A 26,872-nucleotide genomic window follows, 5' to 3' on the forward strand; every position below is an offset into this window, starting at 1 on the left:
TACGAAACGCGCTGCGCCGTCGCGATGCACACCTTTCTACACTCCAAGCTTGACCGTAATGGCATCGTAATGCGCGCACCCACGAGCGATGCGCGCCCGGGAGGAGCTGGATGCTGGATATCGACGGCGTCGGAATGGGCGCAAACTGGATGGCGTTCCTCGAACGCACGCTCGAAGCCGAACGCGCGAAAGCGGCAAGCGAGGCTGCGCAGCAAGCGAGCGACCCGTCGAAGCAGCAGGCCGCCACGCCCCCGCCGCCGATCGCGGGGCAGGTCACGCCCGACACGGATCCGTCGAAGCCGACCAATGCCGAAATCGCGTCCGCGACATCGCTGATCCAGAGCCTCGCCGACCAGTATCGGCCCAAGCCGCCCGACATCACGGTCGACGACCCGCTGACCAAAGCCGCGCAGAAAGCGATCCAGGGCGCGCAAACGCAATACGACAATGCGCTGAAGGACGAGCAGGACAAGCAGACCGCGCTGACGAGCGCGCACAACGATCCGTCCACGACGAAGGACGCGCTCGCCGGCGCGCAAACGGCTTACGACAACGCGCACAAGGCCACCGCGAAGGCGGAAAAGGAGCTCGACGTCACGACCGACGCCGGCTACATGATCGCGTATGCGCAGCAGGCCGATCACGACAACGAGGCGCTCGATCCGACACGGTCCGGCTCCGCGCAATCCGACGCGAATGCGGCGCTCGACCGGCTGAAAGCGGCCGTACCCGACATCGGCAAAGATCCGGCCAAGGCGTCGCAGGACAACTGGACGCCGCAGCAGAAGCAGGCGTACGACGCATGGCAGAACGCGGACGCGAAGCTGTCCGAAGCAATGGCGCTTCACAATGCCGACATCGCGAACTCGAACCTCGCGCTCGCCCAGCTGCAGTCGTATGCGTCGAACGGCGACTACGCCGATGCGATGAGCGCCGGCATCGCCCGCATCAACACCCGGCTTGCGCGGCTCGATCGCGTGATCGACGTGCCGCCGGCGCTGAAGCCCGACGAGGCCCGGACGCAACTGACGCAGAGCGCCGACGACGCGAACTATGCGAACGCGTGCCTGAGCGCGGCGACCGACGCGGCGAAGGTCGCCGACATCCAGGGCACGTACGACGCGGTGTCCGGCAAGTACGGCCCGGCCGTGATGAGCACGACGGTCGCCACGCAGAAGGACCTGCTGAACCATGCGCAGGCAAACGCACGCGTGAGCGGCGGCTATCTGCAGATGCTGTATGCGAATCGCCAGGCCGCCGAGCAGCAGACGAATTACGACACCACGCAGAAGAGCGCGACGCAATGGCGCCGCGACCATCCGGGCGTGAAACTCATGGATCCGCGGGCCGATCTCGGTGTCGACGACGCGGCCGCGCAACTGTCGAAGGCGAAGGATGCAGCGAGCATCGCGCACGACGGCTTCGTCGCCGCCTTCGGCAACGCGCTCGCGATCCACTACGACGATGTCGCGGCCGGCGTGCAGAACCAGTACGACCACCGGACGATGTGCATCGCGAACGATCCGACGCCGCTCGGGATCAAGGGGCTGAAAACGATCGCGTCCGCGCTGCATCAGGCAGACGACCGGATGACGGCGGTCGTCAACGAACGGGCGACGAAGCAGACGCTCGCCGATGCGCAGGCGAAGCAGTCGGATCTGCAGATCAAGGCCGACGGCTTGCAGGCCCGGTACGACCAGTGGAATCGCGACCATGGCGTCGGTCCGACGCCGAGCGTGTTTTCGGTGACGAAACCCGACGGCACGCCGAAGAACATTCCGCTGACCGCGCCGGTGCCGTTCGTCGTGAATCGTTACGCGAAGGAGCTGACCGATGCGCGCGCGGCACTCGATCAGGCGAACCGCGACGTTCAGCAGGCGCAGATGCTCGGCGAAACGCTGCATCAGCAGGTACTGTTCAACGAATTCGACGCGCATCTCGACGAGCGGCTGCGCAATCCGAAGACGGAATCCGACCAGAAGGACTACGCGAAGGCGCTGTCGGACTTCTTCGGTGCGCACCGCAACGAGCTGTCGCAGTCGCTGCTCGACAAGGCCGGCGAGGCGACGCGGCATGGCGCGACGATCGACTTCGGCAAGCTCGACGACACGCAGCAGCGCAACCTCGTCGGCATCGCGATCGGGCTGTCGCCGGACCGCGCGACCGACGACCCGCACGCCGCGCAATTCAGCGACGGCAAGAAGCTCGAATCGATCGACAAGGTGCGCGACGAACTGCTGAAGGTCGGCGGCGGCACCGGCACGCGCGTCAACGTGATGCCGGTCGTCTATGCGTCGAAGGACGCCGGCTTGATGACGAGCGCGATCTTCAAGGTCACGAACGAGAGCGGCGACACGCATTACGTCGACGATCAGGGCGCGAAATACTCGAGCGTCGGCAACTTCATCGACGACAACACGCTGTCGTCGGACGGCACGCTCGACATCGCGACCGGCTACGACGCGAACGGCGTCGCGCGGATCGACCGGCACGACACCGCGCACGACGACAGTTGGTGGGAAGGCGTGATGCACACGTTCGGCGGTGGCGACGTGAATCTCGGGATGCTGCTCGGCGGGATCGCGCTCGAGGTCGGCGGCGGCCTGCTCGACGCGACGGTGTTCGGCGCGCCGCTCGGCGTCGCGCTCAACGTGGCCGGTACCGGGCTGATCTATACGTCGGCCGCGGCTGCCGTCGCGAATTCCGGTTACGACCTCGTCAATCGCGTGCAGCACGATCGCACGATCAATCCGCTCGATGCGGAGGCGCGCGCCGACTACCTGAACCTGGTGCCGGCCGGCGTCGGCGGGATCGGCAAGATCGCCACGCTGCTGAACGACTCGAAGGCGCTCGCGACCTTCGTGCGGCGCGCAACGACGGTCACCGGTCTCGGCGGCGCGGCGGAGGCCGGCGTTCAGTTCACGCACGACGCGCTGACGGGGCACACGGACCGGCTCGCCGGCGATGCATCGTCGTTCCTCCTGAACCTCGGTCTCGCGCAAGGCCACCAGAAGCTCAAGGCGGTGACGACCGGCATCGTGCGGCGTACCGGCGGTTTCGGCGGCCGCGACCTGAACAACCAGGCCGTGCAGATCGGCGACCAGACCGTGCGCATCGGCCAAAGCCGCTATACGTCGACCAGTACGCTGCGGCTCGGCCGCACGCGCGCGACGATCGACGGCCGCAGCGTGACCGTGGCTGGCGACGGCACGCTGATGGTCGGCAAGCGCGTGCTGACTTACGAAGGCGTGCCGATTCGCGTATTGAGCCGCGCGAATGCCGTGAATACCGGCGCGCGCGGCAAGACCGGCACCACCGCGTTCGTCGATCACGACGGCCGCATCACGATCGCGGAGCGGGTCGACGGCTCGTGGCGCACCCTCGAACGCACGCGCTTCAACCGCTACGACACCGATGGCCGCATCACGGCCGGCAAGGACGGCAGCCTGACGCTGTCCGACGGTATCGAGCTGCGCGCGCCGAGCCAGGTCGGCACACCGCGCGCCGCGACACCGGCGACCGACGCGCCGACACCGGCCGCGCCGCCGCACGACGACGGCGCCCGCACGCTGGCGGCCCGCGCGGACCCGTCCGCGATGCGCGCGGCCGACACGGCGGCAGCCGTCGCCGAGCCGGCTGCGGCGACGTCGCGCGCGACCGCGCAGGCGGGCCGCTCGTCCGCGCAGGTGCGCGAACGCGATGCCGAGAACGACCAGGATGCGCGCACCGCATCGCGCGCGGATCGCCGCAGCGGCGATGCACGGACGATGCAGTACCGGCGGGTCGCCAACCCGGCCGAAGCCGGCTCGGGCGGGCCACTCGAACCGCTGAGTTTTCGCCAGCGCGTCGCATGGACCGTCCTCCATGCGATCGAGGCTTCCCCGCTCGCGCCGGGCTTCGCCGCACGCGATGCGGACGTCGCGGTCGCGAGCGGCGGGCCGCGCGTCGAGCAGCACACCTACGGGGGCCGCACGCTGTTCGTGGTGCGCGGCGGCCACGCGGACGCGCCGTTGACGGGCCCGAACGGCGCGCCGTTGTCCGGCCACGAACTCGCGCTCGAAACGCGCCACGGCCTGCCTGCACCGGCCCGGCTCGACGAACCGATCGTGCTCGTCGCGGGCGGCGCCGAGGCCGGGCTCGCGCCCGAACTCGCGAACGTCTGGAACCGCCCGGTGTTCGTCGCGCCGCGCGGCGCGCTCGCCGCGGACGGCACGATCCGCGCGACGAGCGGGTTCCTGCGCTTCGATCCCGCGCCGCACCCGGAAGTCGCGCTCGGGCCGCTGCGGGCCGACGGTCGTCAGGTGTTCCATGCGGACAGCGGCAAGCCCGTGGACCTGAACGAACATCTCGGCGCACTGCTCGGCTTCGGCGCCCACAAGGGCGGCTTCGCGCTCGGCCGCGACGCCGTCGTCGGCCTCTACGAGGATTTCAGCACGCGCGCCGAACAACGGGCGAGCGCCGACACCGAGCGCGCGGCGCTCGCGCTGCTGCGGCGCCGGTACGATCTCCCGACCGTCGCGATGGACGGCCCCTTTTCGCACGCCGATCGCGTCGCGGTGCTGTACCAGCCGCGCGGCGCGCTGCACACGGGCGATGCCGGGCGCGGCCTGCTGCCGACAACGCTCGACCCCGAATCGCTGCAGACGTTGCGCACGCTGCGCGACGCGATCCTGCAGGACCGGCTCTATTTCGATCCACAAGGCGTGTACCGCGACGGCCGGCTGCTGCTCGCGGATCCCGGCCCGATCGAGACGAACAGCGACGCGTATCGTCAGACCCTGGCCGATGTCGACGACCAGATCACGCTGCTCGAACGCGGGATCGAGCGCGGCGACGTCAAGCTCAAGCGGCCCGATGTGCAGATGCGTGCCGGCGGTGCGCCGCTGCCGAACCAGGTCAGCGCACTCGCGCAACAGTCGGGCACGCTCGCGCAGCAGATGCGCCTGCTCGGCAGCGACCGTTCGCGCGTGAATGCAACCGGCAAGCGCACCGGTGGAGGCCGCTACACGCGCAAGGCGCTCGAAGCCGAGGCAAGCAAGCAGCTCAATTCGTTCGAGGCCCGCTACGACGTCGACCTCGGCAGTCGCGGCAATCGCGACAATACGCATCCGCGCGATGCGGGCGAGCCGCCGCACGACAACCGGGGCCGCGACAAGCCGCGCGACGATGCGCCGCGCTCGATGCGCGAGATCCAGGCGCAGCGCGTCGCATGGTCGCGCGCGCATGTCGAGCGCAATGCGTCGCCGTTCGGTGCCGCGACGCCGGCGCTCGATGCGCTGGGCCTCAGGCGGCGCGGCCTCGTGTCGATGGACGAAGCCGACCGCCTCGCCATCGTCCATGCCGACACGCGGCACGACGGCACGCTGCTCGGCCCCGACGGCCGGCCGATCGATCCGCACGGCTTCACGCTGCTGTCGGACATTCCGTACGCAGGCCAGCGCGTGGTGATCCTGGCCGCGCGGCACGCGAACGAAGGCGCGGCCGCGCAACTGGCGAACCTGTGGCAACGCCCGGTCTACGCGGTGCACCCGGACGCTTTCGGCGCAGGCGGCATGCCGACCGACCTGTCGGGCATGAACCGCTATGTGCCGGCCGCTTACGAACAACCGGCGCTCGGCGAGTTGTCGGTCACCGGCGGCCGGCTGCACGTCGCCGGCGATCCCGCGCGCCCGGTCGATCCTGCCGACCACCTCGGCCCGCTCCTCGGCTCCGGGCTCTACAAGACGGTATTCGACGGCGGCACGGGCCAGGCGATCGGCTTCTTCCGCGACACATCGCCGGACGGCGTCATCGTCGCGCACGAGGAGACCCGCGCCGAACAGAACGGCCTGCGCGAACTGAAGCGGCTCAACCTGCCCGTCAGCACGGTCGACGGGCCGTTTTCGCACCTGGGCCGGATGGGCGTCGTGAACAAGCCGGCCGCGCGCCTGAGCAGCACCGCGATGGAGAAAGGACTCGGTCTGCCCGGCGTGGTCCTGCGCACCGGTGTCGCCGATCTCGTGAACATTCGCAACGTCACGCAAGCGCACGGGTTGCTGTACGACTTCCAGGTGCTGTTCGGCCACAAGGGCGACGTCCTGCTGCACGATCCCGGTCAGGTCATGCACAAGGGAGACCCCGAAGGCGACGTCGTCGAGCGGATCGACGGGGTCATCGACATGATCCAGCGCGGCGTGGAGACGGGCCGCATTCGCCTCGCCCATCCCGCTTACGCAGAAAGCGGCGCTTACGCTCAACGCCCGGGCATGCTCGGGCGCGTCGTGCAGCGATTCCGCGGCCGCGTGCTGCTGATGCGCGCGCACGCGATCGCACGGCAGTCGCCGACCTTTCGCGCCCAGATGCGGCTGGTCCGCGACGACGGCTGGAAGATCCGGGTCGGCGTGCCCGGCGGCGGCCATTATGCGGACGCGCAGACGCGCACGATCGTGCTCGACGGCAATACGCGCCGCGCCGGCACGCTCGTGTTCGTCTGGGGCCACGAACTGCAGCACGGCGTCGACCTCACGACCGGCGCGCTCGCCACCGAACATGCGAGCCCCGAAGCAGCGGTGGCCGCGTTGCTCGACGCGGAGGCGCGCGCCGAACTCAACGCGCACACGATACGCAACGAAATCCTCGCCGCCGGCGGGCCCGACATCTCGGCCCGTGCGAAGTTGCCCGACGCGCTCGCCCACGCGACCGAGCATGCGCTGGCGAGCCGCGACCCGGCCGCGCTGTCCGCACTCGCGGACACGTTCGGCGACATGCGCACGTCGACGCCCGGCAATCCGACCTATCGCGAATACTACGGCGAACAGGTTCGCGCGGCCGCCGGACGCCCGGTGCCGGCCAGGCTCGCCGCCCCGGCGCGCGGCCGCCATGCACTCGACGGCGGCGCGATGAAGCATGCGCGCGCGTGGCTCGACGAGCGCGACATGCGCACGCTGACGCGCGCCGAGGGCCAGCACGCGCCCACGCTCGGCCAACTGGTGCAGCAGACGGGAACCGGCAAGACGCTGCTGATCTCCCGCGCCGGCCAGCCGACACCCGACGCGCCGCCGTCGTTCGTCGCAACGGCACATGTCGATGCGAATGGCGCGATCCACCGCCTCCGGTTCCTCGGCAACGCGTTGAACGCGGAAGAACGGGAGGCGCTGAAGCAGGCGCTGTCGAGCGCGATGGAACGCAGCGACCCGACCGCCACCGCCGACGCGCGACGCGCTTTCGATTTCCATGCGTCTTCCGTCACGCACAGCGAGCTGACCGCACTCGGCGGCCCGGCAAAGATCGAGCCCGCTCGCCAAGGCGACGAGACGGTCGAATTCACGCGAAGCGGGCGCGTGCGCGACGCGTACGTCGACGCAATCGACGCGCTGTCGAATGCGCCGCACTTCGCACGCGCGAAACAGGCCGTCGCGGCAGCCGGCCACGCCGACACGATCTACGTCGTCGACAAGGCGACCGGCAAGATCGCCGGTCACGCGCGCTACGACTCCGCCGCCGGTGTCTGGCAATACCAGGAAAATGCGCCTCATGCGCAGACGCGCGTGAAGGAACGGCCGCTCGCCGCCGCGTATCCGCAGCGCGGACGCATCCGGTTATGGCCGAACGGCAAACTGCACGGCGTGCCGCTCACACGCGCCCGCACGCGCGGCATGACGTTCTTCGTCAGCGGTGTCGAACCGGCCATGCTCGCGCGGGTCGGCGACCGCTTCGACGCGCCGCAGCCACCGAAGAAGGACAAGACGGAAGTCCTGCCGCCACGCCGCCTTCGATACGGCAGCCATGTGGCGATCAGCCGCGCGCACGCCATGCGGCGCCGGCTCCCGTCGCTGACCGGTGCGGGCGCGGTGGTCACGCTGCGCCGCGCCCGCGCGATCGCGGCCGCAGCACGGCGTCCGGCAGCACGCCCGTTCGAAGCGGGCCTGCTGCCCGCCGCATCCGGTCACGCACTGGATTTCAGCGGTCACAACACCGTGCACCTGCTCGGTCTCGCGAAAGCGCGCGGCCTCGTGCCCGGCAAGCATTTCATTTACGTGTATGGCGGCGGCGACCGGATCGCGTACCGGCTCGGCAAGCCGCGTGCCGTCATCACCGCCGACGCGGAAGGCAAACTGACGTGGCACGACGACTGGCGCAAACCCGACAGCCCCGGCGTGCCGCTCGAGGCGTCGCCGATCGGCAACGGCCCGTACGGTGGCGACATCCACCTGCTGCTGACCGAACTCGCACCGAACGCACTTGCCGACCACGCGCGCGGCACGCGGCTCGCGACACTCGAGACACGCCTCGCCGACGTCGACGCACTGGCAAAAGACAGCTCGCCAGACACATCCGATGCCCGGCGCAACTGGGGGGCGGCCGAAGCGAAGCGACTTCGGTCGCAACGCAAGGCGGCGCTGCAGTCGATTCGCCGCGCGAACGCCGCGGCCGTGCGCAACGGACACACGGCGCCGAGCCATCCGGTGCTCGACGTACGGACCTATCAGCCCTCGCTCGTCAGCACGACACAGGTCGAATGGCTGCAGCGCTATGGCGACGGCAACGCATCGAGCCTGCTCGAGCACTACGACCGGATCGACGCGCTCGTGCAGCATGCGCGCGACCCGCGCGCCGCGCCGCTCGAAGTCGACGATGCGGTCAACGGCGTACCGCCCGCGATCATGGCCGACGCACAGGCGTGGCGCGACACCGGCATGCCGGTGTACGTCGCCCGCGACTGGTCGGGCGGCGGCTCGCGCTATGCACCGATCCCGCTGAAGAAAAAGGGGTTGAGCCGTTTCAGCGCTGCGCGCGCGATCGACCGCGCGCTGCGCCGGCGGTTTCTCGCCGCCGATTTCGCGTATCAGCAGCGCGTCGTGCCGATGAGCCGCGCTTTCCGGCTATCCGACGACCCCGCGACGTTCGTCGCGCAGATCGAACGCTACGGCGGCGTGACGCCGGTCGTGACGATCGTGGTCGATCCGCACACGCTCGCGGCCACGCGCGGCGCCAGGCACGACCCAGGGATCGTGCACGACGCGAAATCGATCGGCGACCACAAGGACGCGACGATCGACTACTGGACCGGCACGATCACCGGCACGAACGGCAAGTCGATGCATATCGACGATCTGGTCGAGAAGCACCTGCACGACTGGCTCGACGCGTCGTCGAAAGCCGGTTTCCTGTTGCGCCTCGAAATGGCCCCGGCGCGGGCGCTGGTATCGGCCGTCGACAACCGGCATCAGCCCGGCCCCAACACGGGTTATCACGACCACGCGCGGCTCGGCTCGCTGCTCGAATCGTGGAACCGGAAGCACCTCGGCCAGCCGGCGCCGCACGTGATGGTGACCTTTCACGGCTGGGACACCGTGCCGGAACCCGCGTCCGGTGCAAGTCACCTGGAACTCGCGAAATCGCTGCTCGACCACCCGGCGCTGCCGTGGGTACACGTCGGCCTGTCGTACGCGACGCACGGCGCCGACTTCGTCGCCAACCAGGAACTGACGACCGCGCTCGCGACGCTGCTCGTCGAGCGCGCCAAAGCGAACGATCCGTCGATCACCCGGCTGCACGGCGCCGACGCACTGACGCGCGTGTACGATCGCGTCGATCGCACGACGCTGATGAACCAGCACCGCCTGCTGCTCGCGGAAGTCGACCGCATCGGCCGGGCGCGCGGCATGTCGCCCGCACGGATCGCGGCGTTGCGCCAGCAGCTGTACGAAGGCAACACCACGCAACTGCTGCATCGCGCACGCTATGCGACGTCGCGCTTCGCAACCGACAAATGGGCGGCAGACCCGCGCCGCGCACCCGCGAACAGCGATGCCGCCCGGATGTTCAACGAACGGTGGCTCGCGGAAGTCGGCGCGCGGCTCGCGGAGCCGGAACAGATCGTCACGGCGGACGGCGGCGGCGCTGGCGTCGAACCGCTGCGCGCCTGGCGCGAAACCGTCCTTGCGCCGGCGCTCGTCTCCGCCGATACGCAACCGATCAGCGAAAGCCGGCTCGTCAGCGCGCAGACGCACGACCCGATGACGCCCGACGATCCGCGCGCCGCAGCCGCGGAACTGCATGCGCTGCGCCTGCACCAGCCGGACAGCTGGATCGGCGCAATGCTCAACCGCAAGAACCTGCTGTCGATCGCCGTCGGCGCGGCGGCCGGCTTCGCGGTCCATCACTTCGGCCTGACACCGGACCGCTTCAAGCAGGCCGCGAATGCGGCGTTCGTCGGCGTGCGGACCGGCCGGCTCGTGCAGGCGCTGCACCAGGACACCGTTCGCGTGCTGCAAAGCGGCGACCCGCGCCTGTTCGACCGCGTGATCGACCGCTTCGTCGACGGCCTGAACAACCAGCTCGCCGCGCACCAGATGCACGCGGCGCAGCGCAATGCGTCGCTGATCCTGCTCGCGGAAAGCGCGCGTGCGAAGATCCGGCTCCAGCTGGAATTGCACCAGGCCGCGTCGCTGCCCGCGGACAAGACGCTCGAATACACGAAGATGATCGCCAACGACATGCTCCAGCAGATGCAGGGCGTGCTCGCGGGTACCTCGATCCAGCAGCTGCACTACGGGAATCCGCGCCGCTTCATCGGCAAGGCCGGACGGGCCGCCGCGATCGCGGGTTATGCGAGCCTCGGCGAGCTGTCGCTGCACGCGCTGCTGCAGAATCCGTCGGTCGTGCCCGCGCTCGGCGCAGCCGGCGCGCTACTCGGCATCACGTATACGGGCCTCGTGCAGGGCAGCGCGTTTGCGCACCTGAGCATCGAACGACGCAGCCGCATCGTGCGCGGCATCGATCTGATGTCGGACCTCGCGAGCATCGCCGGCGGTGCGATCGCGCCTTTCGTCGGCCCGCAACCCGCCATTCATTCGGACTTGCCGGCCGCGATTTCGTCGCTGTCGTCCGCGACGCTGCTCGCGCTCGCGCGCATCGACACGCATTTCCCGAATCTGACGAAACGGATCACCGGCCCGATTCCGACTTCGCTCCTGGTCGCGCCGATCCTGATCTATGTCGGCAAGTGGATCTACACCGCGCTGGAGGACGACAATGGCAACCCGCCGCCCCCCGGCACGCAACAACCGGGCAGCGGCCCGACGCAGAACGCCGTCGCACCGTCTCCGGCCGCCACGCCTGGGCAGCAGGGGCCCGTCACGCATGCCACGCAGCCGACGGCCCCGCCCCAGCCTGCGCAGACGCCATCGCCGGCGAACACCCCGCAGCCCTACATCGTCGTCGACGGCGATTCGCTGTGGGTGATCGCGGACCAGCATCGCCAGTCGCTGCTCGACGCCGCGCACGTGTCGCGTGCCGACCAGCAGGCGATGACGCCCGGCGAACAGGATGCGCGCGCGCTGAACGAGATCCTGCAACTCAATCCGTCCGTCGCGCACGATCCCGGGAATTTGCCGATCGGCACGCCGCTGAACGTCGGCTGACGTTCGTCCCGGCGGCCGGGATGCGCCGCCGCGCACGGCGCTTTCGTCACGCCGCCCGCTGCGCCTCCAGCCACGCCTGGAACATCAGCACCGTCCACAACTGGTGCTGCCAGTTCATCCGGCCCGTCTGGTGCTGCCGCCACAGGCGTTCGACCGCGGCCGCGTCGAAGAAGCCTTCCTCGCGCAGCCGCGACGGCCGCAGCAGCGCCTCGGCCCAGTCGCGCAGCGCGCCGCGCAGCCAGTGGTCGATCGGTGCGCAGAAGCCCTGCTTCGGCCGGTCGATCAGCGCCGACGGCACGTACCGGTCGAGCAGCCCGCGCAGCAGCGCCTTCGACTGCCCTTCCGGCAAGCGCACCGCCGCCGGCACGCGCCACGCGAATTCGACGACGCGATGATCGAGGAACGGCATGCGCGTCTCGAGGCTCACCGCCATCGCCGCGCGGTCGACCTTCGCGAGGATGTCGGTCGGCAGATAGGTGAGTGTGTCGATCGCCATCGCCTGCTCGGCGAAGCTCAGGTGTGCGGGCCACGCGGACGCCGTGTCGAGCGGCGTCGGCGGCTCCTGCCCCGACAGCGCGATGCGCTCGGGATGATGGACCGCCGACATCAGCAGCCGGTACAGGCCGATGCGGCTCTCGGCCGTCATCACGTGGCCGAGCTTGTGCAGGCGGTCGCCGATGCGCGCCGCCGATTCGCGCGCTTCCACGCCGCCCCACGCACCCTGCGCGACGGCCGCGAGCTGGTCGGCATGATCGGGCCGCAGCGCATGCAGGGCGGCTGCGATCCGCGCGCGCACGGCGGCCGGCACGCGATGCAGCTTGCGCCACAGGCGCGGTGTCAGGAAGTAGCGCGTATAGCCGCCGAACAATTCGTCGCCGCCGTCGCCGGACAGGCTCACCTTCACGTGCCGGCGCGTCAGCTCCGACACGAGAAAGGTCGGAATCTGCGACGCATCGGAAAACGGCTCGTCGTAGATCGTCGGCAGTTTCGGCACGACGCCGAGCGCATGGTCGGCCGTGACGTAGAGCTCGGTGTGCCGCGTGCCGAGATGGCGCGCGACGGCCTTCGCGTAACCGGCCTCGTCGTAGCCGGCCTCGTGGAAGCCGATCGTAAACGTGTCGACCGGCGTCGCCGATTGCGCCTGCATCAGCGCGACGATCGCGGACGAATCGACGCCGCCCGACAGGAACGCGCCGAGCGGCACGTCGGCTTCCATCTGTTGCGCGACGGCCTGGCGCAGGATCGTGTCGAGCTGGCCGACGGCATCGTCGGCACTGCCCTCGAACGGCTGCGCGCGGCCGTTCTCGATCGCCTGTTCGAGCGTCCAGTACGCACGCACGCGCGGCGTGTCGCGCGCATGCTCGAACTGCAGGTACGTGCCGGGCGGCAGCTTGTGGATGCCGCGATAGATCGTGTAGGGCGCGGGCACGCTCGACTGCCGCAGGTACAGGCACAGCGCGTCGCGGTCGATCGCGCCGTCGAAACCCGGATAACCGCGCAACGCCTTCAGTTCGGACGCGAACACGAGCGCGTCGCCGATCCGCCCGTAGTAGAGCGGCTTCTCGCCGATCCGGTCGCGCGCGAGCGTCAGCACCCGCGACGCGCGATTCCACAGCGCGAACGCGAACATGCCCGTCGCGCGCCGCAGCGTCGCCTCGACGCCCCACGCGACGATCGCCGCGATCAGCACCTCGCTGTCGGAGTGGCCGCGCCACGCCGGTGCGCGCCCTGCGCGTTCCAGCTCCGCGCGCAGTTCGCGATGGTTGTAGATTTCGCCGTTGAAGACCATGACGTAGCGGCCGCACGCGGATGCCATCGGCTGTCGGCCGTGCACCGACAGGTCGACGATCGCCAGCCGCCGGTGGCCGAGCGCGATGCCGGCCTCCGGGTCGACCCAGATCCCCTGCCCGTCCGGCCCGCGATGCGCGAGGCTCGCCGTCATGCGCGCGAGCGTGCCGCGCGCTGTCTCCTCATCGATGGCGACGCTATTCAAAAAGCCGTCGATTCCGCACATGTAATTTGCCTGCCCCTGTTGACCTGTTCCGTCACGCATGGCGCACCTTGCGGCCCGCCGTCCGGCGTGACGGTCGAGCCATATTACGAAGAAATAAATCAGCAATAATTCACCGGTGAATTCGGACGACGACCGGAAAAAAATTGGCGTCAAGCGCCGTGCGCGCATGACCGGGCAAGGGGCCATATCGGATGGGCACGCATGGCCGCGCAGGCCCGGCGCCCGAAAAAGGAGCGCATGCGGGCGTCAACCCGCGCCGGTCGCCCACTTCAGCAACTGCGCGACCTCGCGGAAATGCTGCGGCTGGATCGTGCCGTTCTCGGGCGTCGTGTCGTACAGCGCCTGCGCGAGCCCGACGTTCGCGAGCGTCGGGCGCAGCTCGTCGCGCGCGAGCCGCACGATCCGCTCGGCCGCGTCGCCCTCGCCGCGCGCGAGCACCCACGGCAGCGAACCGATTCCACCGTAATAAAGCGCGACCGCGACGCGCGGCGAATAGACGACCACCGACGCGAAGCCGATCCGGTCGGGCAGCGACGCGAACTGCGCTTCGCGCGCGAGTTGCCGGCGTTTCGCCGCGATGTGCGGGTCGCCCTCGTCCTCCTTGTGCTCGCGCCGCACTTCGTCGATCGACATCTTCATCTTCTGGTTGAACTCGTGCCGCTGGTGCACGATGTCGATCAGCGCCATCACGATGTAGATCAGCGCGGCCCAGCCGAACAGCATCATCAGCAGCTTCACGATCAGCGCGAGGATCGATACCGGCCGCGTAAAACCCGACTGCACGGACGGGTCGAGCGATTCGACGATCAGCCAGCCGAGCGTCGCCACGAGCAGCGCCGTCTTCAGCAGCATCTTCACGAGATTGACGAGATTGCGCACCGACCACAGGTTCTTCATGCCCTCGGCCGGATTGAGCCGCGACAACTGCGGCACGAGGCGGCTCCACGCCATCACGCCGCCGACCTGCACGAACCCCGCGAGCAGGCCCGCGAGCAACCCGGCCGCGACGATCTGCGCGGACAGCGTCGCCCAGTCGCGCGCGGCGCCGTCGATCAGCACCGCGATCCGTGCGGACGGGTCGGCCGCGCCGACCGCGTCGAACACCAGCCGGAACAGCGCCTGCAGCCGCGCGAACAGCGACCCGATCCCCACCGCGAGCGCGACGCACACACCGACGAAGAACGCCGACGAGATCGTCTCCGCGCTCTTCGGCACATCGCCTTTCTCGCGCGCCTCGCGCAGGCGCTTCGCGGTCGGCTTCTGGTCCTTTTCGGCCATGTCGGCTCCGTCGCGCTCAGGCGCCGCCGTGCGCGGCGAACAGCGCGCGCAGCAGCGCGATCAGCCCGCTGTCGGGGCTCAACAGCGAATGCAGCGACGCATACACCACCGGCAGGAACAGCACCATCATCAGCAGTGCAAGCGCGCTCTTCAGCGGCTGCGAGAACACGAAGATGTTGAGCTGCGGCACCGCGCGCCCGACGAGGCCGATGCCGAGCTCGACGAGCACCAGCACGATCGTCACCGGCGCGGCGAGCTTCACCATCCATTCGAAGATCGTGTCGGTCTGCCGCACGATGAAGGTCTGCAGCATCGACGAGAAATCCGGGCCGAGCGAGCCGATCGGCCACCACGCATATGACTGCGCGAACAGCTGCACGAGCACCTGCAGGCCGCCGGCCGTGACGAACAGCGCGATCGCGACGAAGTTGAGGAAGCCCGAGGTCGGGCCGCCTTCGTGCCCGCCCATCGGATCGAAGAACGCGGCGCTGCCGCTGCCCGTCTGGAAGTCGATCAGGTAGCCGACGCCCTGGATCGCGAACAGCACCGCGCTGAACGCGCCCGCGAGCAACAGGCCGACCATCGCTTCCTTCGCGACGAGCAGGCACCACATCAGGAACGGCAGCGCGGCCACCTGCGCGGAGTCGATCGCCGGCGCGACGAACGCGGCGATCACGACGGCGATCCCGTTGCGCACGAGGCCCGTGATGATCTGCTCGTTGAACACCGGCACGACGAACATGATCGGCAACAGGCGCGGCATCACGTAGAGCAGCGGCCGCAGCGTACCCGCGACGTCGTTGAAACCCGCGGCCTGGTCTAGCATCGGCGCTCCGCGGCGGCAGCCGGCGCGGCATCGCCGGCCGGGGCGGTGGCGTCGTCCGCACCGGCGGCATCGTTCGTGCCGGCTTCCGCATCGGCCGGCTGCGCGGCCATCTCCGCATCGAACGCGGCGGCCGCTTCGGGCTGCGCGGCCGCATGACCGGCCGTATCGCCTGCCGCGCCGCTCCATACGCCGGACGTCGCGAAGCGCCGCACCGCGTAACCGTCCGCGACTTCGTCGGCATCGCGCTCGACCCGCGCCGCGCGCGCCTGCAATGCCTTCTCGCCGGCTTTCTCGAGCTTGTCCTCCGCGGCCTTCGCCTTGCGCGCGGCGCGCTGCAAATCGGCGAGCGTCGCCTCGTGGCCGCGATGCACGTTCGCGGCCTGGCTCACCGACGCGTTCGCGGTGCCGATGTGGCGATCGAACGTGCGCGTGTCGGCCGCCGCGTTCTGCAGCGCGCGCGCCTCGCGCACGTCGTCGGCGAGCCGCGTCTGGATCGCGGCCTTCGCGGCGACCTGCTGCGCGAGCTGCGCGTGCGCGGCATCGAGCGCGCGGCGGCTCTGCGCGGCGATGCCCTGCTGGCGCGCGGCCGCGACGCGCGCGATCTGGCTGCGCATCTCGCGCACGCGTTTCAGGCGCGCGAGCGTCGCGAGCACGAGGCGGTCGTCGGCTTCAGACATGATCGTTCGCCAGCTTCGTCAGCTTCGCGAGCAGCGCGTCGAAGCGCACGTCCTCGTGCGACGCCTGCGCGCAGAACGCGCCGATCGCGTCGCGCGCGCGCAGCGCGAGATCGCCGAGGCGGTCGCTGCCCTCGCGATACTCGCCGATCTGCACGAGCAGCTCGATCTCCTGGTACTTCGCGATCAGCTCGCGCACGCGCGCCGCCGCAAGCTGGTGCGCGCGGCTCGCGACGAGCGGCATCACGCGCGACAGGCTCGCGAGCACGTCGATCGCCGGATAGCGGTTCGCGAGCGCGATCTTGCGCGACAGCACGATGTGGCCGTCGAGAATCGAGCGCACTTCCTCGGCGATCGGGTCCGATTCCTCGTCGCCTTCGACGAGCACCGTGTAGAGCGCGGTGATCGACCCGTTCGCTCCCTGCCCCGCGCGTTCGAGCAGGCGCGGCAGCACCGCGAACGTCGACGGCGGGAAACTGCGCCGCGTCGGCGGCTCGCCGCTCGCGAGCCCGACCTCGCGCTGCGCGCGCGCAAAGCGCGTCAGCGAATCGACCAGCAGCAGCACGCGCTTGCCGGCATCGCGGAAATGCTCGGCGATCGCGGTCGCGACGAGCGCGGATTTCACGCGCTCCATCGCGGGCCGGTCGGACGTCGACACGACGACGATCGAACGCGCGCGCACCTCGGGCGACAGGCTGTGCTCGATGAATTCGCGCACCTCGCGGCCGCGCTCGCCGACGAGCGCGATCACGTTCACGTCGGCCTGCGCGCCGCGCGCGATCATCCCGAGCAGCGTGCTCTTGCCGACGCCCGACGGCGCGAAGATGCCGACGCGCTGCCCGATGCCGAGCGTCATCAGCCCGTCGATCACGCGCACGCCGGTCGGAAACGGCGTGTCGATCATCTTGCGCGCGAGCGGGTTCGGCGGGTCCTGCTGCGTCGACACCCACGCGGCGCCCGTCACGGGCCCGCGATCGTCGAGCGGCCGGCCGAGCCCGTCGAGCACGCGGCCGAACAAGCCTTCGCCGACCGGAAACACGTGCTCGCGCCCGGACGGCACGACGATCGTCTCCGGCGACAGGCCGGCCACGTCGCCGAGCGGCGTGAGCAGCGTCGTCTGCCGCGAAAAGCCGACCACCTCGGCGAGCAGCGTCGGCTGGTTCGGCGTGCGCAGCTCGCAGATCTCGCCGAGCCGCGCGCGGATGCCGGTCGCGTTCAGGATCTGCCCGACGGCATGATTGACGCGGCCCTGCACCGACACCGGCGAGAAGAACGCGAGCCCCGCGTCGAGATCGCCGACGAGGCGGCCGCGATCGAACGGCGTGTCGCCGTCGTCGCCACCGTCGCCGCCGAACGATTGCGCGTCATCGAGTGGCGCGTTCATCGTGTGCCGCCCTTCAATGCGTCGCGGCGGATCGCCTGGCGCAGCGCGTCGATCTGCAGGTCGAGGCTTGCATCGATGCGTCCGGACGGCGTCTCGACCGTGCATGCGTGACGTTCGAGCTGCGCATCCTCGACGATGCGGATCTTCTGCCGGTTCGACTGTCCGGCGAATGCGCCATCGAGCGCGTCGCGCATCTCGTCGGTCCGGCCGGGCGCGATGCGCACGATCAGGAACGCCTCGTCGCGCACGAGCGGCGCGATCCGCGACAGCGCGGCCTCGTACAGCTTCTGCGTGCTCATCTCGCCGACGATCGCGCGCACGGCCTTCACGACGATGTCGGCCATCGCATCCTTCATCGTCTCCATCGTGCGCGTGGCGGCGAGCGCCTGCGTATACGCCTGCGCCGCCTGCTCGCGCTGCGCGCGGCGCATCCCTTCGTCGTAGCCGGCCGCCTGGCGCTTGTCGAATTCGCGCTGCGCGTCGGCGACGATGCGCGCGGCCTCGTCGTGCGCGGTCGCGATCACCGCGGACGCGTCGAGCAGCGCCGCGTATTCGCGCTCCTTGAGCACCTTGCGCTCCGACAGCAGCTGCAGGTTGTCGCTCGTGATCAGAAAAGCCAGTCCCATGACGCAAGCCTCTCGGGAATCAGAAACAGGAACAGCAGCTCACCGAACTGGTCGCGCTGCGCGCGGTTCAGCCAGTAAGGCGCCTCGTCGTCGATCGCGCGGTTGAATTTCAGGCGCACGCGTTGCGCAACCGCATCGCCGGCCACGCCGATGAAATCCGCGAGCAGCCGCCCGCCGCGTGCGCGGATCACCGCCGGCAGCGCGGCGGGGTCCGCACGCCACGGCTCGAGCGTGTCGGCGAGCGCGCCGAATTCCGGCGCGCGCTCGAGCGCGAGTTCCAGCGCGTCGCCGCCGAGCCGCGCCGCGACTTCCGCGCGAATGCGCCGCGCGGCCAGCGCGTCGCGCAGCCAGTGGCGATGCAGCAGCAGCCCCGCATACGACGCCAGTTGCTCGAGCGCCGCACCCGGCAGCAGCGCGAGCCGCGCGCACGGGTTCGCGACGTCGAAGTCGTGCCGGCCGGCCACGCCGTTCGCATCGAGCAGGTGCCGCGCGAGCAGCTTGCGGCCGGCCGCGCCGAACGCATCCGGCGAGCGGTAGCGCGCAGGCCAGTCGGCCGGCACGCGCGTCACGTGCAGATAGCGGTCGGGCCGCAGGTTGAAGTCGCAGACAAGCGCATGAAACGCCGCGCGCCGCCCGGCCGGTGGCGGCGCGAGCGGCTGCAGCCACGGCAGCGGCGCGGTATCGGCCGGAGCCGCCGCGTCGCCCGGCGGCGCCGCATACGGATCGCTCATGCGCCGTCGCGCGCGCCGTCCGGCGTGCGCAGCCCGCCGCCGGACGACTGCCCGGCTGCACCGTTGCCGCCGCGCGCCGCGCCGAGCAGGCCGGCAAGCCGTGTGCCGAACATCCCGCGCCGCGCCGCCGACAGCGCGATCACCGCGCAGGTCAGCAGGATCAGCGCGAACACGAGCCAGCCGAGCGGCGAACGCAGCCGCAGGATGTCCGACACCGCGCTGCCGATCCCGTCCACGCGCGCCGTGCGTGCGGCGGCCGGCTGCAGGAACAGCGACACGTTGTCGTACTGCAGCCCTTCGATGCTGTGCGCGACGAGATCCTTGACCATCGGCGCCATCGCGCGCAGGTCGACGCCGGGCCGGTAGCGGATATACACGGCCGCCGACGACGGCTTGATCTTGTCCGCCAGCGGATCGTTCTCCGGAATCACGACCTGCACGCGCGCGACCACCACGCCTTCGATGTCCTGCAACGTACGCGACAGGTCCTGCGACACGCCGTACAGGTAGCGCATGCGCTCCTCGGCCGGCGTCGACACAAGGCCCTGCTTCTGGAACAGCTCGCCGAGGCTCGCATAGCTCGCCTTCGGCAGCCCGTTCGCCTGCAGCACCGTGAGCGCCGACTGCATGTCGCCGTCCGCGACGCTGACCAGCCACGCGTTGCGGTCCGACGTGTCGCGCGCGTCGTTGTCCTTCGACGCGCTGATGCCCGCGTCGCCGAGCACCGCGACCATCTGGTTCGCGTCGCGCTCCGACAGGCCCGAGTACAGCTCCTTCTGGCACCCGGCCAGCAGCACGAGCAGCCCCGCGAGCAGCGCGCGCGCTGCCCGGCTGCGCCACGCATGCGCGCGCGGCGTCGAATCGATCGTCGTCATCGTTTGTCCGCTTCATGGCGCGTGAGGCCGTATCCGGCCCCGCGCGCTTTCACTCCTGCGTCTTCAGCACGGTGTGCGTGAAGCCGTTCGCCGCCTGCGCGACCGACAGGCTCAACTGGTATTCGGAAATCGTGGTGGTCGCCGTCCACTGGAAATCCATCGCCTTCACCATCGTCATCAACGGATCGCTGCGGCTGTCGGCCATCGACGTCAGCATCTCGCCGCGATGCTTGTCGATGTTCGCGTACCGCGTGTCGAGATCGTTGCCGTACGTGCGCAACCGCTCGACGAGCGACGACGGGTTCGCCTGCGCGGGCGTCATCTGCACGGCCGGCGCCGCGTCCGCCGTCACGCGCGCCATCGCGACGCCCGACGATGGCGCCTGCGCGGCCGGCGACGCGCCCGGCTGCATCAGCGCATCGAACTGGCGCACCTGCGCCGGATCGGACGCCGAACCCGTTTGCTGCGCCGCGCTCGCGAGCGCGGCAGCGCCCGGCGGCGCTGCGCCTACGCCTGTCACTGACATGATCTATGCCCTCCTTGGCTGGCAGGCGCCGGACCGCATCGGCCGGGCCTGCCCGGAACAGGCCGGCCGGCACGCACGCCCCCGCCGCCGGGCGCCCTTGGCGGGCTGACCCGGCGCGCATCGGCGCGCGGCGCGGCCGGTGGCCGGCGTCATGCGCGGCCGGCGGAACTCAGGTGTTGCGCGACCTGGGCGTTCGCCGTCCCCTCCTGCGCGGTCACCGCGTTGCTGGTTTCGAACGTCGCCGTCGATTGCTGGACCTGGAAGTTGATCTTCGTCAGTTCGAGCTGCGTCTTGGTCAGGTCGTCCGCCTGCTGCTGGACCTGGGTCGTGTCGGTTGCGCTACCGGTACTGGTCGGGCCTGGCATGCTGTGCTCCTTGATGTGAAGTTCATCTGCTTTTCCGGCGGCAGCCCCATGCCCCGCCGGCGACGTGGGACGCCGCACGTGTGCGACGTCCCGCGTTCATGCGCGCACCGCGCGTCGCGCGATGCGCATGACCTGTCTCGCGGCGCTAGTGCGCCGCCTCCTTCGCTGCTCCCGGCGCGGCTGCTGCCGGCGCGACATCCGGCAGCAACGTCGGCCCCGGCACCGGCTGCGCGACCCCGGCCGCGGCGCCGCTCGCAAGCGGCGGCACGGGCGGCGCGGGCGCCTGTTCAGGTGCGTTCGCCGGCGCGCCGCCGAGCGGCATCGTGATGCGCTGGCCGTTGCGCTCGAACACGACTTCGTTCGGGCCGATCGACACGACGGTCGGGCCGTCCTTCAGCCGCGCGCCCTCGAAATAGCGGCTGCCGTCGGCCGTCTCGATGTAGCGCTGGTCGCCGTCGCCGGCGAACACGGTCGTGATCTCCGGGATACCGGCCATGCCGCCGAGCGTCGTCGTCGTGCGCGGCGCGGCCGCATCGGCATCGCTGACGTGATCGACCACTTCGAGCGCCGGGCGCGCGTCCTTCATGTAGTTGCGGATACGCGGCTCGATCTGCGCGCGCGCCGCCGTGCCCGTCAACTCGATCCGGCCGCGCCCGAGATACGTGACGGTGAGCGCCGTATCGCTGAAATAGGTCTGCGCGGTCGCAACGAGATCGCTGACCACGTAGATGTTGCCGAGCGCCGCGTTGTCGACGCCCGCGACGATCTGCGCGACGCGATCGCGCGCGGCCGGGTCGCTCACGTAGCCCGACACGATCACGCCGTCGTCGCGCGGCGCGACGGCCAGCTCCGGATACGCGTGCAACTGCTGCTGCAGCCGGTGCGTGCGCGCGAGCACCGATTCGTGCTGCCACGGCAAGCGCCCGGACCACGCGACGAAGCCGTAGCCGAGCGCACCGAGCAGCACGCCGACCCACAGCGCGACCAGCGCGATCACGAGCCGCCGGCTGCCGAGGCGGCGCAGCCCGCCGTTGAGCCAGCCGAGCCACGCGGCCTCGCGCGCGGCATCCGGCGCGTCGGCTTCGTCGGGCACCGCGACGCTCGCCTGCGTGTGCCGCGCGATGCCGAGCCGGATCGAGCCGACCGTCACGACGTCGTGCGGCGTCATCGAGCGGCGGCCCGCGCCGAGCGGTTCGTCGTTGAACAGCACCGGTGCGTCGACCTCGCCGCCGTGGTTCTGCACGGTGACCGCGAGCGCGCCGACCTGCAGGCACACCTGCTTCGCGCCGATCTCGCGATCGGGCAGGATCACTTCGCAATCGGCCGCCGTGCCGACCCAGTTCGCACCACGCGCGAGCGACATCGTGCGGCCATACATCGGCCCGCTCAGGAAACACAGGTTCCACGGCGACGCGAGCGCGGCCGCGCTCGCGCCGGCGCCTCCCGCGCCGCCGGGCAATGCGCCATCGCCGTGCGGATCAATGATGCTCGTCGACATGGGTGGTCGCTCCTGCGGTCGTCGCGCCCGGCTGCGGCGCCGCCTCTTTCGGCGGCGGCAGCGCGGGCGGGCCGAACTTCGTGCCGGGCAACGGCTTCGGCGTCAGCGGCACCGCGACGTCGTTGTCCGGCGGGCGATACATCGACAGCCCCTCCGGATTGGCCGGCGCGTCGGCGCCCGGGTTCACGGGCGAGCCGTCCGGCGCGTACATCGACGCGGCCGTCACCACGCGCGGCGTCAGCAGGTAGAACCGCTCCATGTGGTTGCCCGACTTGTCGGTGTACTTGAACAGGTTGCCGATCAGCGGAATGTCGGACAGCCAGGGCACGCCGCTCTTGTTCAGCCGCACCTCGTCGTCGTTGAAACCCGCGATCAACAAGCTCTTGCCTTCGTCGATCATCGACTTGGTGACGATGTTGCGCTGCTGGATCACCGGGATGTTCGACACGGTCTGCCCCTGCACGACGTTGCCGTCCTGGATGTCGATCGACATCATCACGCTCTGCGGATTGCCGGACACGGCGGCCGCGTTGCGGATCGCCTCGTCGACGATCATCGGCGTCACCTTGATGCTCGTGCCGGTCGTCACGCTGTACAGCGACGAATCCTGGTAGCCCTGCACCTGCACGTAGAACTGCGTGAGGTTCTCGAGGATCGCCTCGGTGTTGTCGAGCGCGAGCACCTTCGGTTTCGAGCGCAACTGCGCCTGCCCCTTCTGCGCGAGCGCGTTCACGCGCGTAAGCAGGTAATTGCGCAGCGAGCCGCCGATCGAGGCGGTCAGCGCGATGCCGGTCGGCAGGAAGGTGCCCGTCTGCCCGGTTTCCGACGTGCCGACGCCGAACGTCAGCGGCGGGTTGCCCGAGCCGCTGTACTGCGTGTTGCCGTTCAGCGGATTCGCGCCGTTGCCGATCTGCACGTCGCCGTGCGTCGTGTGCAGGCGCCAGTCGATCCCGAGGCTGTCGAGCGAATCCTCGTTGATGTCGATGATCGTCACGTTGATCTCGACGATGCGCGGCCGCTCGTCGAGCTGGTTGATCAGCGACTGGTAGCGGTACATGTTCTCCGGCAGGTCGCGCACGATCACCGCGTTGATCGCCGGATCGGCGACGATCTGCGGCAGCGTGTCGCCGCCGCCGCTCGAGAACGGCGAGAATCCGCCGACCGCGCTGCCGTCGCCCGAATAACCGCCCGCGCGCGGGCCGCCGGAAATATCGGGGAAATCGAGGCGCGGCACCGCGATCGTCATCCCCGAGCCGAGTTTCACCTGGCGCGCAGCCTGCCCGAGCGACGTGCTCGACGGCGGCGCGTTCGTGCCGCCGCCCTTGCCGAACAGCTTGCGCAGGATCGTCGCGACGCCCGGCACCGTCACTTCCTTGCCCGAGCGGTTGATCGTGAAGTCCGACGCCCAGCCGTACTTCAGCCGGAACGCGCGGATATCCGCGTGCGCGCCGTTCGCCGACGGATCGCCGACCGAGCCGACCGCCTGCCGCACGAGCTCGACGTAGCGGCGCGGGCCGGCCACGTACACGCTGTTCGCGCGGTCGTTGATCACGAGCGTGTAGCGCTTGTCGGGAATCTGCATCGCCTGCAGCGCGCGGCCGATTTCACCCGATGCATTCGGCGGGATCGGAATCATCTGCGTCTGCGACTGGTCGGCCGGATCGACATACAGGAACGAGCCGTCGTAGTACCACGTGAGCCCGTAGGTCGAGCAGATCGTATCGAGCGTCTGCTGCGGCGTGCCCGAGAAGCGGCCGCTGATCACGCCGTCGACCTTCGGGTCGACCACCGCCGTCACGTCCTGCGACGATGCGAGCTCGCGAATGAAGTCGCCGATCTTCTTGCCGTTCGCGACGATCGTGAACGGCTTGTTGCGCCAGCGCAGGTCCGCGGCGCGGGCCGGCTGCGCGGGCGCCATGCACAGCGACGCCGTGAGCAGCGCGGTCGCGCACAAGGCAAGCGCGGCCCGTTGCAGGCTGCGCGGTTGAAACCGGATCGAGGCGACGCGTCGACGCATCAAAAGACTCCTGTGGAAGAAACGAACACACGTTCCAGCGCCTGCTGCGCGAAGCGCAGCACTTCGCCGCCGAGCCAGCCCGACAGCAGCACGAGTGCGACCATCACGGCGATCAGCCGCACCGCGATGCCGATGTTGGCGTCCTGCACCTGCGTGACGGCCTGCAGGATCGCGACGACGAGGCCCGTGACGGTGGCGATCACCACGATCGGCATCGACAGCAGCAGCACGAGCATCAGCGCCTGGCGCGTCAGGTCGAGGATCGTCGAGCTCGTCATTGCACGGCCCCCGGCGCGCGCACGTCGGCGCCCGCGCCGACCGAGCCGTCGTCCGGCGGGTTCTTCACCCAACCGACCGTGTGCAGCTGCACGTCCTCCTCGACCTCCTGATACGACAGCACCGCCAGTTCGGGCAGCACGGGCTGCAGGATCGTCTTCACGTAGCGGCGCGCGCCGAGCGCGACCATCACCGCGAGCCGCGCCGCGCCCTGCGCGTTGGCGTGGCCGCCGGAGCCCGCCGCCTGCGCGGCCTGCACGATCGCGCGCACCTGCTCGCCGATGTCCTGCTTGACCGCGCTCGACAGCGCGAGGAAATTGCCCTGCTTCGTGCGCATCACCGCGCTCTCGATCCGCTCCTGCAGGTTCTGCTCGAACAGCACGACCCGCAGCTGGCGCGTCGTGCCCGCGTGGCGGTCGGTAATCATCCGGCGCAGGTCGACGCGCACCAGCTCGACGAGTGCGATCACGTCGTCGGGTTCGTTCGGCGCCCACGTGATCAGGCTCTCGAAGATCACGCGCAGGTTGCGGATCGGCACCTGCTCCGCCAGCAGCCGGCGCAGCACCTCGGTCACGCGCTGCAGCGGCACGAGCCGCGTCAGCTCGCCCACGAGTTCCGGGTGATCGCGGCGCACGAGATGCACGAGTGCCTGTGTCTCCTGGATGCCGAGCAGCTCGTCCGCATGCTGGCGTACGATCTGCTCGACGTGCGCGGCGAGCGCACTTTCGCTCGACAGCCACTTGCCGTCCGGCGCGGCGCCGTCGGGCTTGATCCACAACGCGGTCGCGAACGGGCCGAACGCCTCGGCCGGCTGGCGCTCCGCGCGCTCGGGCAGCGGCGCGACGCCGTCCCACAGCAGCCAGCCCGGCTTCAGCGCGCCGTGCGCGGCGAGCACGTCCTGCAGGTAGATCCGGTACGTGCCGGCCGCCGCGCCTTCGTCGTCGTTCAGCGTGATGCGCGGGAACACCGTGCCGATGTCCGCGTCGACGCGCGCCTTCGCGCTCGACAGCGCGGCCTGCAGTTGCGCGAGGTTCAGGCTCGTGCGCAGGTCGTCGGACAGCGACACCGCGATCAGCGACGTGACGCCCGCCGCGTGCGACACCTTCGCGGGCTGACCGTCGTCGGCCGCGCCGATGCGCCCGGCGATATGAATCAGGTTGAAGCTCGGCGCAGTCGTCTTGCGCTTGAGCTGCGACAACGCGAACGCGCCGAGCCCGAACGCGATCAGCGCGAACGACCATTTCGGGAACCCGGGTACGACGAGAAAACCGGCCAGCACGAGCGCCGCGATCAGCAGCGCGCGCGGATGCGCACCCAGTTGCTCGCCGAGCTGTTCGCCCAGTTGACGCTGCCGCGCATCGCGCGTCGCGACGCGCGTCGTCACGATGCCGGCCGCGATCGACACGAGCAGCGACGGGATCTGCGACGCCATCCCGTCGCCGACCGTCAGGATCGCGTAACGTTGCAGCGCCTCGCCGATATCCATCCCGTGCATCAGCGTGCCGACCGCGATGCCTGCGACGATGTTGATGAACGCGATCACGAGGCCCGCGATCGCATCGCCCTTCACGAACTTCATCGCGCCGTCCATCGCGCCGTGCATCTGCGATTCCTGCTCGAGCTTCTCGCGGCGCTCGCGCGCTTCGTCGGCGCTGATGATGCCCGCGCGCAGATCCGCGTCGATGCTCATCTGCTTGCCCGGCATCGCGTCGAGCGAGAAGCGCGCGCCGACCTCGGCCACCCGCTCCGACCCTTTCGCGATCACGATGAACTGCACGACGGCGATCACGAGGAACACCACGCCGCCCACCACGACGTTGTTGCCGACGACGAGCCGCCCGAACGCGTCGATCACGTGACCGGCGTTCGCGTGCAGCAAAATCAGCTTGCACGACGCGATGTTCAGCGCGAGCCGGAACAGCGTCGTGAACAGCAGCAGCGCGGGAAACGACGAAAAGCTGACCGCCGACGGCACGTAGGTCGACACCGTCAGCAGTACGACGCTCGCGGCGAGATTCAGCGAGATCATCCCGTCGAGCGCGGCTTGCGGCAGCGGCAGGATGAACAGCGCGACCACCGCGACGATGAACGTGCCGAGGAACAGGTCCGCGCGCGGCGATGCGCCCCCGAGACGCCGGCCGGACACGCCGCGGCCGGCGGAAAACAACCGCTGCCAGTCGCGGGGGAGCGCCTTCGGTTCTGCCATCGTGCCGTTGTCCTGTCGTTATCGCCGGCCGGCACGGGCAACCCTGCCCCGTGCCGCGCGGACCGTTGAATGGGACGAGTGTAGCGATGCGAAACGATGGATAAAGGGATGCGCCTCGTAGCGCGAAAGCGCGATTCCCGGCGGCGATCGGATCGGACTACGAAACCCGGC

Annotated in this window: 15 protein-coding genes; 1 reads left to right on the top strand and 14 read right to left on the bottom strand. The window is 70.0% G+C overall.

Annotation, left to right across the window (positions count from 1 at the left end; all coding sequences use genetic code 11):
• Positions 1 to 110: 110 nt before the first annotated feature.
• Positions 111 to 11,405 (top strand): LWXIA domain-containing protein, encoded by an 11,295-nt coding sequence (locus BBJ41_RS41240; RefSeq protein WP_069748740.1) that lies wholly within the window; start codon positions 111 to 113, stop codon positions 11,403 to 11,405.
• A gap of 46 nt (positions 11,406 to 11,451) precedes the next feature.
• Here the strand turns inward: BBJ41_RS41240 and asnB are convergent, their stop codons facing one another.
• The 14 genes from asnB to sctV all read right to left on the bottom strand — a co-directional run bounded on the left by asnB (position 11,452) and on the right by sctV (position 26,701).
• Positions 11,452 to 13,419, bottom strand: a complete 1,968-nt coding sequence (gene asnB, locus BBJ41_RS23910) for an asparagine synthase (glutamine-hydrolyzing) (RefSeq protein WP_069748741.1) — start codon at positions 13,417 to 13,419, stop codon at positions 11,452 to 11,454.
• A 246-nt stretch (positions 13,420 to 13,665) separates the two neighbouring features.
• Positions 13,666 to 14,697, bottom strand: coding sequence for an EscU/YscU/HrcU family type III secretion system export apparatus switch protein (locus tag BBJ41_RS23915; protein WP_069748742.1), 1,032 nt, complete (start codon positions 14,695 to 14,697; stop codon positions 13,666 to 13,668).
• Positions 14,698 to 14,713: 16 nt separating this feature from the next.
• The gene (gene sctT / locus BBJ41_RS23920; protein WP_069748743.1) at positions 14,714 to 15,523 is read right to left on the bottom strand and encodes a type III secretion system export apparatus subunit SctT; all 810 of its coding nucleotides are present in this window, start codon (positions 15,521 to 15,523) and stop codon (positions 14,714 to 14,716) included.
• Positions 15,517 to 16,200: a hypothetical protein gene (locus BBJ41_RS23925; protein WP_069748744.1), complete on the bottom strand. Its 684-nt coding sequence runs from the start codon at positions 16,198 to 16,200 to the stop codon at positions 15,517 to 15,519. Before BBJ41_RS23925 ends, sctT begins: the two co-directional genes overlap by 7 nt.
• Positions 16,193 to 17,581 (bottom strand): FliI/YscN family ATPase, encoded by a 1,389-nt coding sequence (locus BBJ41_RS23930; RefSeq protein ID WP_069748745.1) that lies wholly within the window; start codon positions 17,579 to 17,581, stop codon positions 16,193 to 16,195. The genes BBJ41_RS23925 and BBJ41_RS23930 overlap by 8 nt, the downstream gene beginning before the upstream one ends.
• Positions 17,578 to 18,207 (bottom strand): type III secretion system stator protein SctL, encoded by a 630-nt coding sequence (sctL, locus tag BBJ41_RS23935; protein WP_069748746.1) that lies wholly within the window; start codon positions 18,205 to 18,207, stop codon positions 17,578 to 17,580. The genes BBJ41_RS23930 and sctL overlap by 4 nt, the downstream gene beginning before the upstream one ends.
• Positions 18,189 to 18,938: a SctK family type III secretion system sorting platform protein gene (locus BBJ41_RS23940; protein ID WP_069748747.1), complete on the bottom strand. Its 750-nt coding sequence runs from the start codon at positions 18,936 to 18,938 to the stop codon at positions 18,189 to 18,191. Before BBJ41_RS23940 ends, sctL begins: the two co-directional genes overlap by 19 nt.
• On the bottom strand, positions 18,935 to 19,813 hold the full coding sequence (gene sctJ / locus BBJ41_RS23945) for a type III secretion system inner membrane ring lipoprotein SctJ (protein WP_069748748.1): 879 nt from the start codon (positions 19,811 to 19,813) through the stop codon (positions 18,935 to 18,937). Before sctJ ends, BBJ41_RS23940 begins: the two co-directional genes overlap by 4 nt.
• 49 nt (positions 19,814 to 19,862) lie before the next feature.
• Positions 19,863 to 20,339, bottom strand: coding sequence for a hypothetical protein (locus tag BBJ41_RS23950; RefSeq protein ID WP_069748749.1), 477 nt, complete (start codon positions 20,337 to 20,339; stop codon positions 19,863 to 19,865).
• Between the two features lie 149 nt (positions 20,340 to 20,488).
• Entirely contained in the window at positions 20,489 to 20,704 is a 216-nt protein-coding gene (locus BBJ41_RS23955) for a hypothetical protein (RefSeq protein ID WP_069748750.1), read from the bottom strand.
• A 145-nt stretch (positions 20,705 to 20,849) separates the two neighbouring features.
• A complete protein-coding gene (sctD, locus tag BBJ41_RS23960) occupies positions 20,850 to 22,202 on the bottom strand; it encodes a type III secretion system inner membrane ring subunit SctD (RefSeq protein WP_069748751.1) in 1,353 nt (450 codons plus the stop codon).
• On the bottom strand, positions 22,183 to 24,219 hold the full coding sequence (gene sctC / locus BBJ41_RS23965) for a type III secretion system outer membrane ring subunit SctC (RefSeq protein WP_069748752.1): 2,037 nt from the start codon (positions 24,217 to 24,219) through the stop codon (positions 22,183 to 22,185). Before sctC ends, sctD begins: the two co-directional genes overlap by 20 nt.
• Positions 24,219 to 24,497 carry a type III secretion system export apparatus subunit SctS gene (gene sctS, locus BBJ41_RS23970; RefSeq protein WP_069748753.1) on the bottom strand — a complete coding sequence of 93 codons (279 nt, stop codon included), beginning with the start codon at positions 24,495 to 24,497 and terminating at the stop codon, positions 24,219 to 24,221. The genes sctC and sctS overlap by 1 nt, the downstream gene beginning before the upstream one ends.
• Positions 24,494 to 26,701, bottom strand: coding sequence for a type III secretion system export apparatus subunit SctV (sctV, locus tag BBJ41_RS23975; RefSeq protein WP_069748754.1), 2,208 nt, complete (start codon positions 26,699 to 26,701; stop codon positions 24,494 to 24,496). Before sctV ends, sctS begins: the two co-directional genes overlap by 4 nt.
• Positions 26,702 to 26,872: the final 171 nt, after the last annotated feature.

It is taken from the genome of Burkholderia stabilis (genome assembly GCF_001742165.1).
GTDB classification, from domain to species: domain Bacteria; phylum Pseudomonadota; class Gammaproteobacteria; order Burkholderiales; family Burkholderiaceae; genus Burkholderia; species Burkholderia stabilis.

Bases quoted from the DNA above. Each gene is read 5' to 3' on its own strand.
- asnB (WP_069748741.1), bottom strand. From the start codon at position 13,419: ATGTGCGGAATCGACGGCTTTTTGAATAGCGTCGCCATCGATGAGGAG.
- sctS (WP_069748753.1), bottom strand. From the start codon at position 24,497: ATGACGAGCTCGACGATCCTCGACCTGACGCGCCAGGCGCTGATGCTC.
- BBJ41_RS23915 (WP_069748742.1), bottom strand. From the start codon at position 14,697: ATGGCCGAAAAGGACCAGAAGCCGACCGCGAAGCGCCTGCGCGAGGCG.
- BBJ41_RS41240 (WP_069748740.1), top strand. From the start codon at position 111: ATGCTGGATATCGACGGCGTCGGAATGGGCGCAAACTGGATGGCGTTC.
- BBJ41_RS23950 (WP_069748749.1), bottom strand. From the start codon at position 20,339: ATGTCAGTGACAGGCGTAGGCGCAGCGCCGCCGGGCGCTGCCGCGCTC.
- sctT (WP_069748743.1), bottom strand. From the start codon at position 15,523: ATGCTAGACCAGGCCGCGGGTTTCAACGACGTCGCGGGTACGCTGCGG.
- sctC (WP_069748752.1), bottom strand. From the start codon at position 24,219: ATGCGTCGACGCGTCGCCTCGATCCGGTTTCAACCGCGCAGCCTGCAA.
- BBJ41_RS23955 (WP_069748750.1), bottom strand. From the start codon at position 20,704: ATGCCAGGCCCGACCAGTACCGGTAGCGCAACCGACACGACCCAGGTC.
- sctD (WP_069748751.1), bottom strand. From the start codon at position 22,202: ATGTCGACGAGCATCATTGATCCGCACGGCGATGGCGCATTGCCCGGC.
- BBJ41_RS23925 (WP_069748744.1), bottom strand. From the start codon at position 16,200: ATGTCTGAAGCCGACGACCGCCTCGTGCTCGCGACGCTCGCGCGCCTG.
- sctV (WP_069748754.1), bottom strand. From the start codon at position 26,701: ATGGCAGAACCGAAGGCGCTCCCCCGCGACTGGCAGCGGTTGTTTTCC.
- sctJ (WP_069748748.1), bottom strand. From the start codon at position 19,813: ATGACGACGATCGATTCGACGCCGCGCGCGCATGCGTGGCGCAGCCGG.
- sctL (WP_069748746.1), bottom strand. From the start codon at position 18,207: ATGGGACTGGCTTTTCTGATCACGAGCGACAACCTGCAGCTGCTGTCG.
- BBJ41_RS23940 (WP_069748747.1), bottom strand. From the start codon at position 18,938: ATGAGCGATCCGTATGCGGCGCCGCCGGGCGACGCGGCGGCTCCGGCC.
- BBJ41_RS23930 (WP_069748745.1), bottom strand. From the start codon at position 17,581: ATGAACGCGCCACTCGATGACGCGCAATCGTTCGGCGGCGACGGTGGC.